Origin of the sequence: Desulfitibacter alkalitolerans DSM 16504 (genome assembly GCF_000620305.1) — a bacterium.
Taxonomy (GTDB): Bacteria; Bacillota; DSM-16504; order Desulfitibacterales; family Desulfitibacteraceae; genus Desulfitibacter; species Desulfitibacter alkalitolerans.
This window is the reverse complement of record NZ_JHVU01000027.1, coordinates 56,261-75,042: the sequence shown is the minus strand read 5'-3', so window position 1 is coordinate 75,042 and position 18,782 is coordinate 56,261. Positions and strand designations below refer to the sequence as shown.

The following is an 18,782-nucleotide window of genomic DNA, read 5'->3' as shown; positions in this document are numbered from 1 at the left end:
AAATACAATAAGGGTATCATTGAGAAGTTATACAGCACAGTCTGAGTACAATGACAGTTACATTAAAAATTATTAATATGCAAAAGGGGCTGTAAAATTAGCCCTTTTGCATATTATTTGCTTTTTTATTTAGAAGTATATTTTCTATCTCTTAAAATAGTTCCATATACCCCAGTAGATAGCATAGGCAATATCTCTTCTATTATAATTAATGGGGCTATTTCCAAAATCTTTACCATTTCCATAAACGTATCTATCATCTTGCTCATTACTAAAAAATCCATTCTCGATAAGCACCGCTGGCATATTAGTTTCTCTTAAAACGTGGTAATTATTATAACGTAACCCTGTTCCCCAAGGACTAAATTCAGTATTTGCTAGTAATGAATTTAAAACTACTTCAGCAAGTGGTTTATCAACAGATTTATACCAATGGGTAGAAGCCCCGCTAACATTTGGGTCATCTGCACCATTATGATGAAGTGAAACAAAAATATCTGCATTAAGAGAGTTAGCCTCTTGTGTCCTTTCCCATAGACATACTGCACTATCATTGATACGACTCATATATACAGTTGCTAGGGCTCCTTTGAGGTATTCTCTAAGCCAAAACGCAATGTCTAACGCCGTATTCTTCTCCATTTGTCCTGTATATTGTCCGGTTGCACCAACTTGATAGGTACCACATCGAGCAATACCTTCGTTATAAGTTCCTCCATGTCCAGGATCAATATAAATTTTCTTTCCTTCAAGATATGCCATTTGTACCTTTCCTTTCTTTTGGTTATTTACGAAAGGGGTACAAAGAGTAATAGTTTACCCCTAACCATTCTCTTTGTTTCGTTATTTAATAAAGGTTTTTTTGGCTTAAAATTAACAACCTTAAAAAAAAATTATAGAAGGGTATTACAAAAAACAATGCATCTTTCTATGCGGGGAACCGCTGTGTTAATAATAAACTGGGCCACCACTACGTTAATTTAATAAGTAAGTGTTTAATATGGGAGCACCAGAGGGTCTCTCCACAGGCTCACTGATGGCTTTTCCTGCTGGATACCTTTTCTTTTCAAATTGTGTTGTATATGTTTTTAGATACACTTTCTGTTGTAATATTGGTTAGTTGTTGTTTGGTTACTTCCATTTTATTTTATCAAGTGGAAAGGTGTTTTTGTGTCAATATCACTATGATTTAGTTGAAAAACCTTAATAATACCAAGTTTTAACTAGTTTTTACTGTGAGAAAGTTGAGTTATTAAATAATTTTCTAATTTTATAGGATCATTCGCCTAAACTCATCAAAATTAGGTACTTTATCTAATTTATATTTTCTAGTCTTAATAATAATTGTCAAAAGAAGTTCTTGACGAAGATCCTCTCTATTATTAACTCCAGTTTGTTTTAGCAAACTATTAACTTTAGGCTCAAATTTTTTAATGATAATCTCTAAAGGCTTACTATTACCATCTTGTATTTGTTTAACTATTTTAAACAACTCACTCATCAAAATCACCTGCCTATTGTATGTTTTTCCGAATAGTTTGTCCTAGTTGATCAATACTTTGCCTTAAAATATCTATTTTCTTTTCAAATCTTAGTAAAAGATATATAGCTATAACAATTGGAAAACCAACATTCCCAACTGCGTTAAACCATTCATTGATCCCATTCATTTCGTCGCCTCCATAGCTCTTCTTAAATTTTTTAATCCAATATTTCTTGTTTTGGAAACCGCCTGTTGCGATACGTTAAGAACCTTTGAAATCTCCAGATCTTTTAAACTTAGGCCGTATGCGAGGTATAATATACGCTGTTGATGTTTAGTTAATTTTTTAAAAGCTAGAAATAATTGTTTCTCTGATAAATTATCCATAAAAGAGTCAAAATTAATTATATATTCAACATTATTATTTTTAGTTAATTGTTCCAAAAATGAAGTTTTTGATAAATTATTAATTGTTTTGTCTAAAATTAATTGATTTTTTTCATTGTGTATTCTTATTTTTTTGTCAAAATTAATTGCTTCATAAAAAAGTACTTTACTTAGATATCCTACAAAAGCATATTCAAAATAAAATTCTTGAAATAGTTGATTTAACTTTTTTTGATTCTCTTTGTCACCATATAAAGATAAAGAAAATACAAGAAAATGGGAATCTACTCCAATAAAATTTTTAAATAAGTTGTTTTGGGCCAAAGCAGAATTTTTTAATAAATAATAATTTGCTTTTTGATTTAAAAATGGAAATTCATTAGCATTAACTGAATATTTTTTTTAAGTAATGCTTTAGCTAAAGAAATTTCATTATAGATCTTATTTGTAATCTCTTCTATTTCTTTTGAATTAAATATAAGTACGCCACCATCTGACTTAATAGGTTGAATTTGGTTATAATAAACGAGCTCTTCTAAATCTACTAACCTATCTAAGTCCATATAACCTTCCTCCTTTTTTTATTTGACAACAATTAGATATAAATAAAAGGGAAAAAATTTATTATAAATACAACCTTTAGTAATTTGTTTTGAAAATTAGGTCTTTTTTCCTACAAATGGTAAGCAAAGTTGCATATATGAATTACACAAATTAACTACCAATCCTTTCTACCATGTCAAATTACTCGTTTTTAATGTCTAAAACTTCGTTTTCTTGTATTAGGCTGGGCGCACCAAAAAGAGCAGCCATCAGTTTAAGGCTGCTCTTTAAAGCTCTTTATTTAATTTATTCTTTATCTGATTGAAAACCCTTCTTTTAGTGGGTCCTTGGAATCAATCATCAGATGCCCCATATTTATTATAAAGGCCTGGCTTTTTACATAGGGAATGATCGACGGATATTCACCAGTTAATACCTCATCACCTACTCTGCCTTCAAATATGGTTCCCACGATGCTCTCGTGATAGAAGAGTTCATTTTTATTTAACAAACCACGATTATACATGGCTCCCATACGGGCACAGGTTCCCGTGCCGCAAGGAGAACGATCAATTTGAGCCTTTCCTAAAAATACCAAGCTTTTATAAGTGTCACCTGGATATTCAGGATCCCCCACAAACAGGATGTCATCAACCTTATTAATGTGTGGTTTCTCGGGGTGGCACATCTCAATATTTTGATTAACATAATCTCTGATAGCAGTACCATAGGTAATATAATCCTGCAAATGCTCTTTGGAATGGGTCAGCCCCAGCTGCTTTATATCCACCATTGCAAAGAAATTACCTCCGTAGACTATATCCACGACTATTTCTTTTCCCAAAACATTAACGGATACATCAGCCTTATACAGAAATGAGGGTACACCTTCTAAGGTGGCATCCATGGCCCTGCCATCCTTGACATTTACCTGGATAGTTACAAGCCCTGCACCAGTTTCCAGGACCACATTAGTTACAGGCTCTTGTGGTTGAACCATGCCTGTTTCAACTGCTACTGTACCAATTGCAATTGAGCCATGCCCACACATATTGTTGTACAGCGCTGTATCAATAAATATCACTCCCAGGTCGGCCCTGGGGTCCGTTGGTTCTGTTAAAACGGCACCATACATATCTGCATGCCCTCTAGGCTCAAGCATTGCCGCAGTTCTAATAAAGTCGTAATTTTTTTTCATGTATTCTGTTTTTTCAATGATGGTACTGCCCTTTAATTTTGGTCCGCCGGTTATGATTCTCATGGGCTCTCCTGCCACATGTGCATCTATATAGGATATAATATGCTGTCCCATGCTTTTCCCCCTCTTTATGCTAGTTACATATCTTTATTCACTGTGTTCTGGTTGGTAATATTATAAGCACCAGGACTATCTACAACCTTACCCCTGAAATAGTAAACTATAAAGCCCACCATCATGGCAATTTGAATGAAGAGAATAGGTATTCCTGCTATTGTCTTTACAATCTTCACCCCTTCTAATCCCCCTGCCACCAGGAAAATTATTGCCGTAGCACCTGTTAGGAGACCCCAGAACAGCTTCAGGCTTACAGGAGGCTCACTAGTTGTGAGTTCATCTGGCCTGGAAATGCTCAGCATTGAAACTGTTGAGGTCATGGAATCAGCTAGTGTGATGAAGGATATGAATATTGTAATCATTAGTATTGGTCTGATTACTGCTACTAAAGGCAGCAGCTCCAGTACTCTCAACATCAGTATTTCTATACCACTTTCGTGGTAAATACCAATATAGTCCATTCCTTGATAATAATGACCGTGAATTATTAAAGAGCCAAACACGCCAAACCACGCTATCCCAAATAAAGCCGGGAGCACCATGTTTACCATGAAAAATTCTCTAAGGGTTCTTCCATAGGCTAAACGTGCCAGGAACATGCCTACTATAGGAGCAAAGGATAACCAGTCTACGTACCAGTACATATCCCACCATTGGGGCCACAAATCTCCATTAGGAAAGGGATCTGTAAATGTCATGGCTTCAAAGAAATTGTTGACGTATGCTCCTGCCGACTGGGTTGTCAGGTTAAGAATAAAAGCTGTGGGTCCGAATATAAATGCAAAGGCCATAAGACCTATGAATAACCAGGCATTCTTATCACTAAGCCATTTGATACCCCTATTTAACCCCGTAATACTTGAGATGGTATAACCAATTACTATTATTGCACAAAGGGCTATCCACAGTGTTGGACCTGTTGGAATGTTGAGCATAAATTCAAAGCCTGCACCCAACTGCATTAAACCATATCCCAGAGAACCTGCTGTACCTCCTACAATTGCAAATAATGTAATGGCATCAACCACAGTAGCTGTTAAACCAGTTGATCTTTCACCTAAAAGGGGATAAAGTGCTGAACTTGGAGCCAATGGTCTTTTCAGGTTATACGCTGCATAGGCAATTAGAACTCCTGCTACCACGTAAATGGCATAAGGTGTAAATGTCCAGTGTAAAAAGGTGGTTCTCATTGCCCAGACTATGGCTTCATGGGAGTCTGGCTCCAGGAACATACCCCTGGGAGGATATGCAGAGTGAATTAACGCTTCTGGAGGCCAAAAAACAATCCCAATAGCAATACCGGCACATAAGGACATTGCCCACCAATGCCACGTTTTGAACTCAGGCTTTGCATCCTTTCCTCCAAGCTTGATTTTGCCTAGGGGATGTATCATTAAGACTACTGCAAAAATAACAAATGAAAGAGAACCCAAGCTCACCAGCCAACCAACATTAACCATAAGGCTTTCAAAAAACCCCCACATGACGCTTACAAAAAGCTGCTCATTTGTAACACCCATAATGAAAAGAAATCCGAATATTGCTAACGGTACCAATAAAACCGCCCAGCGAATGGAATAACCCTTATCATTGGAGTTCTTGCTATTTATCACAAAGTTTTCCTCCCCCATATTAATAATCTTATTTCAGGTAAAATTTTTCTGCTTGATCTACTATGCTATGCAATCTATTTAACACAACATCAGGAAGACGCTGCGGCTCATGCTTTTCCAACATCTCCTTTGCTTTTTTGTTGACCCTTTCGCCAAAGGTGGTTTTTCCTTTTTCTTCCCACATCTGATACCGTTCACGGCTTATCAAAGATGGGTTCCAGAAATTTTTGTAATTATTAAAGGTATGATCCTCACCTAGAAAGTGCCCCCCTGGGCCTACCTTATCAATAACATCTAATGCCAGGGTTTCATCATCAACTTTTATGCCTTTTAAAATAGTCCTTACATACCCTATAATCTCATCTGCCATTACAAGGCCTTCTAGAGAAGCTGACATTCCTGATTCCAAGAAGCCCACATCATGCACCAGATTTGCGCCGCTTAAAGCTGCACTATAAATGGAAAGGGCATATTCTATGGCTACCTGTTCATCCAAAACCTTAGAATCACTGCAGCCTGCCGTGCTGAACATTGGCAGATTAAGATAATGAACAAACTCTGTATATCCGGCATGCATCAAGCAGAATTCTGGTGACGAGCCATAGCAATGAATCATTGTTTTCATGTCCATGTTAGTTGTTACACCACCGGCAATATATGGAGCACCTTCATTTTTAAGCTGGTGAATTACAAGACCTGCCAGGTTATCTGCAGCTGCAACTACTATTACACCAGCCAATGATGCAGGTGCTGTGGCATTGCCCTGAACTCCCGGAGTATACATTACAGGCAGACCCTTTTCAGCCATATACAGCATTTTATCCAGAGAATCCTCAGGATGTTTTAGTGGGGTACAGGGTTCGGCGTATAAAACCATAAAGGGATTCCTTTGTAAAGCCTCTGCACCTCCAGCCACTTCCTCACATAGGGACACTATCGTCTCTACATTTTTCCTGTTAAACGCCCATGTTACAAAGGGTTTGGTAGTGTTTTGAAGCATGGCATGTACCTCATGAACATCTGCCAGGGATTCAGTAACGTCTGAAATGCTGGCTAATGACATACAAAAGTCCAGGTTAGGAAGATCTTCAACCAATCTGGCTACATTACATACATCTTGCTTTAATACTTTCCTGCGCTCACCAGTTTCTAAATCTATAAAGTGAGGGTTGGTTGGTCCAGGACCAAAGTAAGTATTATTGCCCTCTAAAAAAAGTCTTCTATTTCCATTGCGGTCTGAGAGTACAACCCTGGAAGGTGCCGTAGAAATGGCCTTTTCTACCAGTCTGGAGGGAAATCTAACTCTTTTACCATCTACCCAGCAGCCAGCCTTTTTTAGAAGTCCTAAAGCTTCTTCATTATGAATTTCCGCCCCGGTTCTTTCTAACACTTCTAAAACAGCTGCAAAAAGTCTATCAAGCTGGCTTTTTGAAAGGATATTAAAATGTACAGATTGATTATCTACCATGTTGCTTGTACTGCATTTCGCCCACATAATTCTTCACCTCTAGTATGTTTTTTGTATTAAGTTTGCAATATATTTAATAAATTCACAACATTTGCTTTACCCCCTCAAAAAGTTTTCTCATTTTTTACATTGCAAGATGCTTGCCAACCTGGCTAGCTCTATAAAAAACGCTGCTTTTCATTAAAAAATGGATGTTTAACAGGGTGTTTATCTAAATAATTACATCAATTATGCGCAAAAAAAATTGCCCCATGCAAGATATTTTTCTGAAAAATTTAAATATACTTTAAAAAGGTTTTTAGTATCTTTTAGCGAATAGAGGAATAGCAAGATTTTTTGCGTTGGCCCAGAAAATCTTTTTATTGTGGCGGTGGATTTTTATGAAAAACAAATTAGCTGAGGAGACCATTAACCTATTTCAAGAAAATGAGCTTTTGAAAAACGCCCTTCATGTCCTGGATGATGGTATTCATATAGTAAATAGAAAAGGGAATACCATATTTTATTCAAAGGGATTGGAGAAAATTGAACAGTCCAGGGGTACGAGTGTTATGGGCAAACACATATCTGAATCATATAAACTGGATGAGGACAGCAGCATACTGTTGAAGGTGCTAAATACAGGAGTTCCAGTAAAAAATCATGATACATCCTATGTAACATCCCATGGTAAAACCATTAACATTATTACCAACACTTATCCCATATATTCTGAAGGTAAAATAATTGCAGCAGTTTCTGTAAATAGGGACATTACTGCCTATCGGTCACTAGCTGAGACTATTCTCAAGCTGCAAAGGGAATTGTTTTCCCAATCCTATAGACCGAGAAATGGTACTCAGTATACCTTTAAAGATATTATAGGCTCCAGCAGTCAAATTAAAAAAACTGTTGAAGCTGCAAAAAGATGCGCAATTAACCTGTCTCCTGTGCTAATCCAGGGAGAAACAGGAACCGGCAAGGAGTTATTTGCTCAAAGCATTCATAATTATAGTCCCAGGGCCAATGGTCCATTTGTGGCAGTTAATTGTGCTGCTATTCCAGAAACCCTGCTGGAAAGCATCCTTTTTGGTACAGTCAAGGGAGCCTTTACAGGTTCAGAGGACAAAAAAGGACTCTTTGAAGAAGCCGATTCTGGAACATTATTCTTAGATGAAATAAATTCCATGAGCATGATTTTGCAAAGTAAACTTCTCAGGGTCCTAGAAAGTAAAAAGCTGCGTAGGGTAGGGGGCAGCAGGGATATCTCAGTAAATCCGAGGATAATAAGTGCTGTGAATGTGGATCCCATGGCAGCTATCTCAAAGGGGGAGCTGCGGAGAGATATTTACTATCGGTTGTCCGTTGTCAATATAGAAGTCCCGGCCCTAAAGGAACACCCCAGCGATATTCCACTTCTAGTAGCTCACTTCATTGAAAACTCCAATAAGATAATGGGCAAAAAAATCAAGGGAGTTTCTGAAGATGTAATGAATATTTTTAAAAAATACAGTTGGCCTGGAAATGTGCGTGAGCTCCATCACACCATAGAACATGCCATGAATATGGCTGATAGTGATGAGACTACTTTAGAATTACACCATCTACAAACACATTTTAGACAAAAATTTATTCCCAATAGCCCTTCCTATGAAGTATCTGCTGGTGAAGATTTAAAAACCACCCTTTTAAATATAGAGAGAAACATAATAATCGAAGAATTAGCCAAAAACAATAAAAACATCACACAAACTGCTAGAAATTTAGGCATGTCACGTCAGCATTTGCAATACCGCTTGAAACGTCTAAACATAGATTTAAGCGAATAATAAAAGAATACAAAAACCCCTGGCAATTCATATTAGATGCCAGGGGTTATAATTATTTTTTATCTGTGTAAATTCCTTCATGAAGATACTGTAACATTTCTTCATTGGTCATATGGCCTAATCCCAGGTAATCCAAAGTATATCCCTCTTCATAAAAATCTCTCTCCAAAATAGCTGATGCCAAATTTATCATAGAATCGATAACTGGGGTTCTTATTCCAAAGCGCTTACCCAATTCATGATATACGTGGCAGCCAACAGGAACATCTTCTGTTATGTATCTATTGTCCATGGTAAATGGGCCTGTTCCAAACTGAATTGGATCCTGCTGGTCAAAGGGAATTTCATAATCCATTCCCATGTATTCGCAGCCTAGTATATTTTCTCTTGAGAAAAACTGCTTCTTTTCAAATTCCTGAATTCCGACTCCCATGGCCTTTGCAAGCTTACACTGCTCCTGGTAAAAGGAATATTGTACCTGGGAGATTGAGGGACAGTATGCATGGGAATAAATTGAGTACTTGTATTTGTCTTCTCCAAATATCACACCAAAGTTTTCCATTACGCCAACACCTAAAATAGTACCAGGGCAATGTAATACTGGGTTTACATTGCTAAATCCTATATCCATTACTGTGTCCCCACCAACTGGACCATCTCCATGAGTTACTGCGTCCATTGAAGGCATGTACTTTGTACTCTCAAGAAAATCTGCCTGATCGGTTGATGGTAATGCTGCACCTCTAAGGGTAATTGCACGATAATAAGCGCGAACACTTGGCAGTACCACTCCACCTTTTATATCTACCCTGCTGCCATAGGTTGAGCTTGACCAGCCTCCTATAATTACTTTCTTGGTGCAGCCAGCTTCTCGCATCATTTTCCTTAAAACAAGAGAACCATAGTTGTCAGGATAAATATGAATGACCATTCCATCTTCTAAAGCTGGTATAAGCTGTTGGAAAAATGGTTTATGCCCAATGGCTGGGGTAGTGACAATAATAATTCCTGCACCTTCAACTGCTTCTGCAACATCAGTTGTAACTCTATCAAATGCAGCCATGCCAGATCTTTCAAAACCATAAAGATTTAGTTGATCGCCATAAAACTTTATGCCTCTTTCTTTTACTCCAAATAATGTTTGTTTAGCGAAAGGCTCTAGATCACAAATTCTTACCTTTGCACCACCCAGGGCACAATCAGCAGCCATGGCCTTTCCTACAGCACCAGCACCTAACACAGCAATTGGCTTGTCTTTTAAATACTCCATTTTGCTCATCTTTTAGATTCCTCCTGAAAAATTTCTTGTTTTAAGGTTTAAACCTATTTGCTTAATGGATATTGCAAGACCTTTGCCAATGTTGCTGTATTTTATCAAAAAGAATGTATTTTTTAAATTTGCTCTTAAATTCATTGGTAAACATAGCTTTTAAGAATTTCGCCAAAATAAAAGAGCCTATTAACACAATTTAAAAACAATCTTCATTTCTTTTATGAACGGGAATCTTTTATAAAATCCTTTGCGCGCAAGATTTTTTGCCATAGAAATTGGATATAATATCTATATGATAGTTTACGAAGAGGTGAGGCTATGAACATTAATTCCGAAATCCTTCAGGAAATGAAGAAAAACAAAGCTTGATCAACCTGCTCAAGCTAAAAAATTTTCCATGAGAGCCAACTTTTTAAGGTTTGTCCCTATTATAGAAACCATGCCTATGTCGGACACTGATTTAGACTCACGAATATCTATTTCTCCAAGGGTATAATCAAACTGTACCCATTTATGTGAACTAATAGGCACTATGCCTTTTCCTCTAACAATAAAGCCAAATTCTTGCTTATCAGCTAATTTCTCCAATTTTTTCTCTAATTCTGTTATAGAATAAAGCTTTGGTGTTTTGATACCCCAATTTTCAAAAGCTTTATTATTTATGTTATTGTATTTTACTTGGAAGTCACTATCAAGAACTTGAGAGGTTAGGTTCAATACAGGTCGTTCAGCTAACATCACTATATCCTTTGCAGGAATATTATCCCAGGGAGAAGTTATAATTGGAACATCAGCATTTATGGACTTGATAGACAACTTAACTTTATACACTTTCTCCGAATTAACTTTTTGGCTTCTACTTAATATAATTGTCTTTGCATTCCTAAGCTGATTTATGAAAAAATCTCCAAAATATGATAATATAAATTCATACTTCTCACTATCTATCACCAAAATTCTCATGTTTACCCTGGCATTACCAACCTCTTCAGCAAAATTCTCTGCGGTTTTTACAACGTCAGTTGCAGCTACACCGGAAGGTTCAATTATCAGCCTATCGGGATTAAATTTTTGTACAACTTCCTTCAAAGACGTTTCAAAGTCTCTTTTTAAACTACAACAAATACAACCTGACGTAATCTCCTTTATTTCAATTGGCTGATCGCTTAAAAATGATTTGTCTATACCAACTTCTCCGAATTCGTTTTCTATAATTACAACTTTTTCTGGAAATACTTTTTCATTTAGAAACTTTCGAATAAGAGTAGTTTTACCGGCTCCTAGAAATCCTAATATAAAGTCAATTTTCATATGTCTCATCCTTTCATAAAATAATAACCCCTGTCCTCTTCCAAGTGGATAGGGGTTGATTATCTATAGCTTAAACAACCAAATCATATTTTTTAGGGTCAAACGTAGTCGTGGTATTACTCTTTAGCATGTTGTCTAAAAACTTTTCTTCATTATCAGTAATACTAGTAAGCTGGCTTTCAATCATATCCAAATAGGTCATCTCACGTTGATTTAGTATTAATTTCCCAGCTTTCTCAGCTTTTTTTAATTCTTCTACTGATTTAAGCCCCGCAATTTTTGTTCTTTCGAAATGAGATTTGCCTTTTACTATTTCTTTAGCAATATTATATACCACGTCCGGCCTCATAATATAAGCGTGAGCATCCAGTTTGCTGTCGGACTCAACAAATAAATCTCTTAGCATAATATTTTGTCCGGCACTTGTAGCTGTATTCATTAACCTACAATCATAGGCTAACATTTCTGTGCAAATAGCAGCAGTATTTCCCCCTAATAGCCTCTTATTTTCAACTGATTCATTGCTCCACAAATCAGCAACTGCAGCTGCAATGTTACCACAAAAAGTATTATGAGCTACTGCAGAGGACTTTCCTTCCATGGATATAGGAGTACCGGTAATTATCTTTATATATGGGCCTTCATAGGCGCAGTCTTTATCGGGACCAATAGCACCCTCTTCGTGAGCTACCATTGACCTAACAGCAGTCATTACTCTGTCCACCGCAGCATATACGGTAGGTATCATACCCCTTACACCAAGGACCATGGAAGTATTGGAGAATGCGCAAGCAGTATCACCAGCAGGAACGATATTTGCCTGGTTAGCTATTTCAACTATGTTTTTCCATAACTTCTGCATGTCTTTTGCTGCAACAACTCCTAATGAAAAAATATTTTTAGGCATATCACAGTACATAACAGCATCATCATGGAGATTTTTTCCTCCAACAGATTCAATTGAAAGAAGATCAGCTCCGGATTCGGCACAGCCCCGGAAACAATGCATTAATGTATCCCACTGCTTACCATACCACATATGCTCCAGGTCATTCCCTTCTCTAATATCAACGGGTGTCATTCTCAGCAAGCTTTTTAATCCAGATTTAACTGCATATTCATTCATAACATCCTTTATTATTTTTGTAACCTCAATACCCCATTCAGGATTGAAAGTCATATCAGGCACTAATTCAATTTCCACAACCAGTCCCGGCACTTGTAATTCTACGGCCCTTTGACATGTGTCTTGGATCATTGTCTTATATTCCTTAAATGCTTTTTGTATTGTGTTTTTATTTACCTGCATGGGTGGCAACGTAAAGTTCACTTCCGGATATACTGTCCCTCCACCTATTACCATTCCATTTGCAAATTCAATTTTTTTAGGAGCATGCCCAAATACAAAATTATCAATGCTCTCATATGCTAAACCATTAAAATTATACTTTGCCATGATTATCCCCCATTATTTGTTTTTAAAAATTTGCACATTTTAATATTCCTTTTGCTTTTATAACTGCTGACGTGCCGTCCGGATCGAAAATATCCGCACCAATACCCCGAGCAAAGCTGCTGGTGATTGGTACCCCCCCAACCATAACATAATGCTTATCTCTAATTCTATCTTGTTCCAATGCTCTAATAACATCTTTCATTCCGTACATAGTGGTTGTTAAGGCCGCCGATAACCCAATTATTTGTGGATCATATTTTTTCGCCGCATCAATAAAGCCCTCTACTGGAACATCAGTACCTAAATCAATAACCTCAAAACCCGCAATCTCAAAGAATATTTTAACCATATTCTTGCCAATGTCATGCAAATCCCCACGTATTGTGCCAATTATAATTCTTCCAAAAGACTCCTGGGCTTTTAATGGAAGCTCGGAGGATAGATAACTGATACCGGCATTTCCTGCTCTGGTAGCCAGCAAAAGATCCGGAACAAATATTTGTTTATTCTTAAACTTTTCAGATACATTATCTATACTCTTAAGCAGTCCATCCTGTAATATAACCTCCGGTCTACAACCTTTATCCAGGGCTACCTTAATAAGGTTTCTAACTTCTAAGACATTTCCATTTTCAATAGCTTTTTCCATACTTTTAAGATGTTGGCACCTCATCTTTAAATCCCTCCTTTGTATCTGCTACCCATTTAATCCCCCCCGTTAGTTGTCAATAGTGGTTCTTTAATGCTATTTTAGGAAGAATAGGGTAATCTTTCTTGTAAAAAATTAGTTATATTAATAATTTTTTGATAATTTTATTAATTTAATAATTTTATTAATTTGATAATTTTATTAATAAGTAATACCTTTATTTTTTTGCCATTCTTTTGGAGTTAACCCCTGAAATTTTTTAAATATCTTAGAAAAATAACTTTGATCATTATATCCCACCAGTACTGCAACATCGACCAACGGCAGATTCTTCTTTAGCAGATCCTTGCTCGCTTCAATCCGTATTATATTTAAATAGTCAGGAAAAGATCTTCCTGTTTCTTTTTTGAACAGCTTGCTGAAATTTACGGGATGCATGCCGACCTTTACTGCCACCTCGTGAAGGCTGATATTGTTATGAAAATTGTTTTTCATATAATTAATTGCTATTAAGATTACTTCTTTATTTTTAATATTTATAACAGGTATAATAGCATCGCTATAATGATCAAATATAGACAGCATATGCATTGATAATTCGTTTATATTATTTGCCTTTAAAATCTTGTCAAGATACTTAAGTTTTATATTAGATATGTTTTTCATTTCAGCTCCTAGCTCACTAAAAATTTGGGCTAAAATGATTACCAACTGACTTGCCTTCCACTTTATAATGTCCATATTATCCAAGCTCTCATAAAAGATATATCCAAGTATATGGTTAAGCACTTCTTTTGCCCCTAAAATATTTCCGGCTTTTAGCTTGGAAATAACGTCCGCTTCCTTGCTTTTTAGATACGATGTGGTATCTTGCAATTCAACCTTTGAGAATTTTTTTAAAGTGCATATGTTATCTACCAACTGAGATTTGAAAATGTTATCTTCCCTTATATCATTTATTCTCAAAAAGTCTGTATCCATTAGACTCTTTGAGATCCTTAGCAATAGGTCCGCTAAATATCTCACCCTTCTGGGTTCTATAAACCTAATATCATTTAACAACAGTTCAATTTCTTCTTCCCTTTGTTTTAATGGAGGCGATACTTGATGTATTTGTTCCAGCAGCATTGTATCAACTTGGTGAATCAGGATAGGACCACCTATCAAGTATAAATTAGCATCCCTACGCCTTATAATTGGTACTGTCCAATTTACCAACCCAAAGGGGCAGTAGTAGATATATGCATCCCCATATTTTTCCGATTGCTTTGCTCCATAAATGTATGACTTATGGCAACGACTGCTGCCAACTGCCTCATAAATAAACTGACAAAACTGCAATTGCATTTTGGGAAAATTGCTGGATACTATCATAGTACCGTCCTCATTAAAAGCCTTACAGTTTATTTTTGTCGAATAACTATAATCCATGACTAGTTGATTGAGTTCTGTTCTCACTGTTAACTCTTCCTGCTCCCTATCTGACATTGACAAACACCGCCTATACTAAATTACAACGCAAGCTTTTTTCCATTCCGTCGGGGTAATACCTTCTTTTTGTTTAAATATTTTGGCAAAGTAGCTTTGATTTGTGAATCCTACTAAATTAGCCACATCTTCAATTGACCTGTCGTCCTTTAAAAAAGATTTGCTTGCTTCGATTTTAACTCTATTAACATAATCTATATAGGATATTCCCGTTTCTTCTTTAAATAATCTGCTTAAATAAGTAGGGTTAAGATGAAATTTTGAAGAAACCTCCTTAAGACTTACACTACGATAGTTTTCTCGAATATAGTTGATAACTTTAAAGATTATATCCTTATTTTCAATGTTAGCAGTAGAAAACGCACATTCTATCAATCCATCCACACACTCTATTAAGGTGATGCGTAATTTATCAAAATTGGTTATCTCTAGTACTTTTTTCATGTATACAAATTCAAGGTCAAATACCGTATCAAGGTCAGCCCCTGCTTCTATAGAAGCATGTGCCGAAGCTATTATCAGACTAACAACATTTAGCTTGATTACTTCAAAATTATTGTGCTTATAAGCAAAATCCAAAATCTCGTTGATAATCTTACGTGACCCCTTCTTATCTCCCAGCCTGACATTAGTTATAAGATCTTTTTCCATTTCAAACGAGAAAAAGCTTGTCGGCCTGGTTTCTGTTCTTGAGTTTTTTTTGCTTGGGTTTATCATGTTAACAATTTCAGATAGCTTAGTGTTTATGGTATCCATTTTACGCCTGTTTTCCTGGATTACTATTTTTTCAGCCATAAAGCTCTTTGCTAACCTAAGTAGTATATCTGAAAGGTATTTTACTTCAATAGTACTTAAGACTTTTACTTCTCTAAGCTTGGCTATTATTTCATCACTTTTCTCTGCATATGAAGGGTTTTGTTTAAAGATATTGTCTATCAATAATTCATCTACCTCATGTATCAATACCGGACCACTAGTTAAGAAGAATTTTAATTCACCACTTATTACTATCGGCACAGTCCAATTAACTAGACCGTATGGACAAAAAAATACAGAAGGCTGCCTGAATTTTTCCGCCTGTAAGGCACTATAAATATAAGACTGTATACATATTTTCTCATTATCATACTCCTGAATCATTTTACAAAAATCATTCCGTTCAAAATAGCCTTCATTTGTTATATATTCACCACATATACTATAAGCCATACAATCTACATTGGTACTAATTTTATAGGTTTGAATCAAGTCATTAATATCCTTCTCAACGGCACTCTTCGTTGAAAACATACTTTCCTCCACAAATTTTATATATAATCTCTCTCTTCCTAATAATTCAATTTTGGCACAAAATATCCTTTTTATAAAAAAATTCTCTCCGATATTGTTCCAGGAGAGAATTTCTTTATTTACTTCAAGGTTATTTTTTGTGCAGCTGGATCCCAATGCACTGACAAATCAAGGCTTTCTGCAACTGCCCTTAGGGGAAGCATGGTACGCCCCTGGATTAGCTGGGGTGCCACATCTAAATTGACCCCATTTCCATCAACAACCATGACAGCTTCCCCTGGCCAGAGGTCAATCCAGCGTCTGCCTTTAATAACTGTAGCATTTCTGGCTGCCCCGTCCCAGAGAACTGATGAACCGAGAGCCTGGGAGATAAATCTAACTGGTACCAGTGTACGGCCATTTACCACTAGTGGTGCAACATCCATTTCTGTTTTAGCACCATTTACCATTAAAGTTTTTTGCCCTATTGTAAGCTCCAGTACCTGCTGCTGCGAAGGCTGTGTTTCCCTGGTTCCATATATAAAGGTTAACCCCTTTATAAGGATACTACCCTGCAGGCTCCTTTGACCCCTCTGCTCTTCTGGCACAGCAACATATATGCGTTTTAGGGTTACTGGTCTGGTCAAGGATGCTGTATTAGCCTGCAGCTTCCTCCATCCTGTCCAGTTAAGACCTGGGGTTAGGTCAAGTCTGTGGATAGTACCGCTGCCATCCTGGACCTCTGCCCTTATCCATTCATTGCCGTTATTTCCATGAATGCTCACCCCAAAGCCTTGAGCTGTGTCATCAATCAGCAGACCATTTTCAGCAAGCCTAATATAAGCAGCATTTGTTCCCTGACCTCTAGTAAAATCATATTCCAGTCTTGTAACCTGTGCCTGGGGATTTGCAGGGTCGTTGACCAGTGATATACTGCCAAGAACTCCCTGGGGAAATCCTTCAAAAGCAATACCCTGGAGGGTATTAAAGGAAAAAACATCTGCTTCTCCCTTAAACTGCAATGCCAGGGGAGCACTGAAGCCCTGGTATCTTGCAACTACAAAGCCAATATTGCTGCCCATGGTATCCTCAATGGTTAATATGCCCTGGGGTGACACGTGTCCCTTTAAGCCATGGAACTGCCACTGGACCAGGTTGGCTGGAACCTGACGACTTTCTCCAGATTTTGTCTTGACCACAAGCTGCAGCTGCCTCTGGCTGCCAGCAACACCAGCATCATTAGCGCTTGTCAAGATCATGGCACTAACATCCTGCTTGCCAATGACCTGAACAGGCATTCTGACATTAGTAAAGTTTACACTTGCTATTATTTCTGTAAGTCCTGGTTTCCCTGCTATAAATCTATTTCCTTCCAGATTACCTATGTTTCCTGCTTCCCGCCACTTTACAGACAGGGCTTTTACATCTACAGGGTTGTAATACTCATCATAGCCCTTCAATGTGTAGTTAGCCTCTTCGTTAATTAACAGTAAATCTGCGCCGCCAATAAGCAAGCCCTTTAGCTGTCCCTGTGGTGCTTTTGAATAAATGCCTATGGCATTAACCACTAGGCGTTCCTGGGACTGCTCTGGAGCAAAAACCCTTCTAGTATCCCATTCCCCAAGGGGCCTTGACACCATTGTAGTAGATCCGCCACCGTCAAGGTTTACGGCCTTCCAGGCACCAATTTCTTCAAAAAACTTGGACAGGTTGGTCAGGCTTAACCCAACACTAATGGGGGTGCTCCTTTCAACTCCTACTATATATAAGGTTTTACCGTCCCTGGAAATTCCGGCAGCAGTCCTTGCCCGAACACCGCCTAAAGCTGCAAGATCCCTGGTATAAGGCACTGCTTTGCCGTCATTAACAAGTAAAGCATGTCCCCCCACTACCATGGTCCAATCCCTGTTGGGATTAATGGAATACTGGATGTCTACCATATCCCCGGGCTGGAAGTTCTCTACAATAAACCTTGCTGCCTCGCCATGGCCTCTTAATATATAAGTTCCCTGGGGAACTGGATAATCAAAGTACTGCCCTGTTACTATTTCTACCACCCTGCCATCTTTTACAAGCATCTCTGTGGGAGTTGTCCAACTATCATGGCCCCTAGTCTTACCTCCCCAGAGATCATTGTAAAGATGCAGCTTGTTGGCATGGCTGTGAATACCTGCCGGTTCTTCCCAATATACTGTTTTATTCAGCCCTGAAAGCTGAAACTGTGCTCCTGTAGGTGCTGTAACCTTTCCTTGAAAGGAAAAAGGCTCTATGTAAGCTGTTCTATCCCTGGTTATACCCAAAGCAAAAATACCTTGAAGCACTGCTGGAGAGGAAACAAGCCGGGAGCCCATTACCATTGGTCCAATTGGCACTCCCTCTCCCCTTGTATTAAAGAAATCCCCATTAATTGCGGCTGCTGCTCCAGTATTCCTTGCCATGGCAGAAACGTTTAGTCTCTGGGTTAGCCTTCCACCCCCTGGAATTACTTCCACATGGACATGGGGGTTATTTAGATCTACCTCAATAACATTGATATTTACATGACCACTTGAAGACTGCCATTGATACTCCTTGAGTACCGCTCCAGAGGTAATTGGTGTGGTTTCCTTCAATTCTGGCCCTGGGGCCTGTGCCACTCCTGGTATCTCTGATGCATGTACGGGCAGTACCATAAATATGGCAATTAATAAAGCTGTAATAAGCCTGATCATTATCTTTC

16 protein-coding genes are annotated in these 18,782 nt (G+C 37.6%); 1 reads left to right on the top strand and 15 read right to left on the bottom strand.

Features of this window, described 5'->3' with window-relative positions; genetic code table 11:
- Window positions 1-144: 144 nt before the first annotated feature.
- From K364_RS25410 to K364_RS0104545, 8 genes are all read right to left on the bottom strand, one after another.
- Window positions 145-762: an N-acetylmuramoyl-L-alanine amidase family protein gene (locus K364_RS25410; protein WP_028307035.1), complete on the bottom strand. Its 618-nt coding sequence runs from the start codon at window positions 760-762 to the stop codon at window positions 145-147.
- 508 nt (window positions 763-1,270) lie between these two features.
- Window positions 1,271-1,501 carry a helix-turn-helix domain-containing protein gene (locus tag K364_RS0104575; protein WP_035268014.1) on the bottom strand — a complete coding sequence of 77 codons (231 nt, stop codon included), beginning with the start codon at window positions 1,499-1,501 and terminating at the stop codon, window positions 1,271-1,273.
- 13 nt (window positions 1,502-1,514) lie between these two features.
- Window positions 1,515-1,670 carry a YvrJ family protein gene (locus K364_RS22845; RefSeq protein WP_035268012.1) on the bottom strand — a complete coding sequence of 52 codons (156 nt, stop codon included), beginning with the start codon at window positions 1,668-1,670 and terminating at the stop codon, window positions 1,515-1,517.
- Window positions 1,667-2,194, bottom strand: coding sequence for a sigma-70 family RNA polymerase sigma factor (locus K364_RS0104565; RefSeq protein ID WP_028307033.1), 528 nt, complete (start codon window positions 2,192-2,194; stop codon window positions 1,667-1,669). The genes K364_RS22845 and K364_RS0104565 overlap by 4 nt, the downstream gene beginning before the upstream one ends.
- Window positions 2,195-2,232: 38 nt before the next feature.
- Complete coding sequence (locus K364_RS0104560) at window positions 2,233-2,433, bottom strand: hypothetical protein (RefSeq protein WP_028307032.1); 201 nt, start codon at window positions 2,431-2,433, stop codon at window positions 2,233-2,235.
- A gap of 293 nt (window positions 2,434-2,726) precedes the next feature.
- The gene (locus K364_RS0104555) at window positions 2,727-3,725 is read right to left on the bottom strand and encodes a proline racemase family protein (RefSeq protein WP_028307031.1); all 999 of its coding nucleotides are present in this window, start codon (window positions 3,723-3,725) and stop codon (window positions 2,727-2,729) included.
- 23 nt (window positions 3,726-3,748) lie between these two features.
- The gene (locus K364_RS22840) at window positions 3,749-5,341 is read right to left on the bottom strand and encodes a BCCT family transporter (RefSeq protein WP_051533804.1); all 1,593 of its coding nucleotides are present in this window, start codon (window positions 5,339-5,341) and stop codon (window positions 3,749-3,751) included.
- Between the two features lie 28 nt (window positions 5,342-5,369).
- Window positions 5,370-6,836 (bottom strand): trimethylamine methyltransferase family protein, encoded by a 1,467-nt coding sequence (locus tag K364_RS0104545; RefSeq protein ID WP_028307030.1) that lies wholly within the window; start codon window positions 6,834-6,836, stop codon window positions 5,370-5,372.
- Between the two features lie 353 nt (window positions 6,837-7,189).
- Here K364_RS0104545 and K364_RS0104540 point away from each other — a divergent pair, with 353 nt between their 5' ends.
- Window positions 7,190-8,617, top strand: a complete 1,428-nt coding sequence (locus K364_RS0104540) for a sigma-54 interaction domain-containing protein (RefSeq protein ID WP_028307029.1) — start codon at window positions 7,190-7,192, stop codon at window positions 8,615-8,617.
- A gap of 52 nt (window positions 8,618-8,669) precedes the next feature.
- Here the strand turns inward: K364_RS0104540 and K364_RS0104535 are convergent, their stop codons facing one another.
- The 7 genes from K364_RS0104535 to K364_RS0104505 all read right to left on the bottom strand — a co-directional run bounded on the left by K364_RS0104535 (window position 8,670) and on the right by K364_RS0104505 (window position 18,774).
- Window positions 8,670-9,896, bottom strand: a complete 1,227-nt coding sequence (locus K364_RS0104535; RefSeq protein ID WP_028307028.1) for an NAD/NADP-dependent octopine/nopaline dehydrogenase family protein — start codon at window positions 9,894-9,896, stop codon at window positions 8,670-8,672.
- A gap of 372 nt (window positions 9,897-10,268) precedes the next feature.
- Window positions 10,269-11,201 carry a GTP-binding protein gene (locus K364_RS0104530; protein WP_028307027.1) on the bottom strand — a complete coding sequence of 311 codons (933 nt, stop codon included), beginning with the start codon at window positions 11,199-11,201 and terminating at the stop codon, window positions 10,269-10,271.
- 70 nt (window positions 11,202-11,271) lie between these two features.
- A complete protein-coding gene (locus tag K364_RS0104525) occupies window positions 11,272-12,657 on the bottom strand; it encodes a methanol--corrinoid methyltransferase (RefSeq protein WP_028307026.1) in 1,386 nt (461 codons plus the stop codon).
- Window positions 12,658-12,679: 22 nt separating this feature from the next.
- Window positions 12,680-13,330 carry a cobalamin B12-binding domain-containing protein gene (locus K364_RS0104520; protein WP_028307025.1) on the bottom strand — a complete coding sequence of 217 codons (651 nt, stop codon included), beginning with the start codon at window positions 13,328-13,330 and terminating at the stop codon, window positions 12,680-12,682.
- A 177-nt stretch (window positions 13,331-13,507) separates the two neighbouring features.
- The gene (locus tag K364_RS0104515) at window positions 13,508-14,794 is read right to left on the bottom strand and encodes a PocR ligand-binding domain-containing protein (protein ID WP_028307024.1); all 1,287 of its coding nucleotides are present in this window, start codon (window positions 14,792-14,794) and stop codon (window positions 13,508-13,510) included.
- 18 nt (window positions 14,795-14,812) lie between these two features.
- Window positions 14,813-16,084, bottom strand: coding sequence for a PocR ligand-binding domain-containing protein (locus K364_RS0104510; RefSeq protein ID WP_156946399.1), 1,272 nt, complete (start codon window positions 16,082-16,084; stop codon window positions 14,813-14,815).
- A 119-nt stretch (window positions 16,085-16,203) separates the two neighbouring features.
- Window positions 16,204-18,774: a stalk domain-containing protein gene (locus tag K364_RS0104505; protein WP_028307022.1), complete on the bottom strand. Its 2,571-nt coding sequence runs from the start codon at window positions 18,772-18,774 to the stop codon at window positions 16,204-16,206.
- Window positions 18,775-18,782 lie beyond the last annotated feature (8 nt).